This is a genomic window from Azotobacter chroococcum (assembly GCF_004339665.1).
In the GTDB taxonomy this organism is placed as follows: Bacteria; Pseudomonadota; Gammaproteobacteria; order Pseudomonadales; family Pseudomonadaceae; genus Azotobacter; species Azotobacter chroococcum.
In genome coordinates, this window is the sequence record NZ_SMMU01000098.1 from 1 (window position 1) to 1,150 (window position 1,150).

At 59.4% G+C, this 1,150-nt stretch carries 1 protein-coding gene; it reads right to left on the minus strand.

Going from position 1 to position 1,150, the window contains the following annotated elements; genetic code table 11:
- Nucleotides 1-812: HAMP domain-containing protein (locus tag EV691_RS23200; protein ID WP_131837575.1), on the minus strand; the 812-nt coding region annotated here is incomplete at its 3' end.
- Between the last annotated feature and the right edge of the window lie 338 nt (nt 813-1,150).

Consider the following 1,150-nt stretch of genomic DNA (forward strand, 5'->3'; position numbering starts at 1 on the left):
CGCACCAGGCTGTCCTGCATCTCGCGCAGCGCGCCCAGCAACTGGCCGATCTCGTTGCCCGAGCCGACCGGGATCGCCTGCGACAGGTCGGCCCGGGCCAGGCGCTGCACGTGACCCACCGCCTCGTGCACCGGGCGGACCACCAAGCCCAGCAGCATCGCCCGCAGGGCCAGCAGCAGCAGCGCGGCGACAACCAGCAAGACGCTGCCGACGGTGAAGAAGCGCATCAGGCTGGCATGATGGGCAGCCTGGTGCTGATCGCTGTAGCTCTTGAAGTAGGAGGTAGCATCCGCCATGGCCTTGGAGATTTTCGGGCCATAACCTAGCGATTTGAATTTATCTTCCCGCTCGTGATACGCCTCGGCATCTCCTTCCAGCCAGGCCTGGTATTGGCTATCGAGCCCGATCAGCACATCGTTTAATACTGTCGCCGCCTCCTCCAACAGCTTGCGCCCCTCCTCGTCGGGGAACGGCGGCAAGGCCCGAAACTCCGCCAGACTCCGGTGGCTCGCCTCGAACAGATGCTGGATGGCTTCCTGGTGTTTTTTCTTCTGTTGGGCATCCATCGGTTTATCGAAGAACGCAGTGGTCTCACGCCCTCTGATTAATATAGTGGTCCTGAGACGCATCCTGTCCGCGTCAGACAACAGTGCGATACGCGAGGTGTTCCTGATCTGGATATTGAGTTCCTTGCGGGACAAGGTGCCATTGATATAGCCGAGCGTAGCGACGGCACTCAGCAAAAGTGCGAAGCAGACCAAGACGGTGATGATAATGGCCTTGATGCTCAACGCGCGTAAAAAACTTTGCATATCATCTCCAATAACTACCGAGACAGCCAAAAACCAAATCGCTGGGTTTTGTTGGTCGATGAGCCACCCGCCCCTGCAACCGGGCGATACTCCTTGATTGATTAATGAGGCCCCAGGCAAAAACCTTCCTGCTTTTTGTTATCTTGTTATCGAGTGCTCCCTAGTCAGAATGCTGCCCACTCCGACTTAGCTTGAAATGGTTTCTCCGGTACGACCAGCCGCTCCGGACGCTCCTGCCCTGTCCCCAGCCGGAACACCGCCACCGCCTCCTCCAGATGCCGCGCCTGCTCGGCCAGCGAGGACGACGCCGCCGACGCCTCCTGCACCAGCGCCGCGTT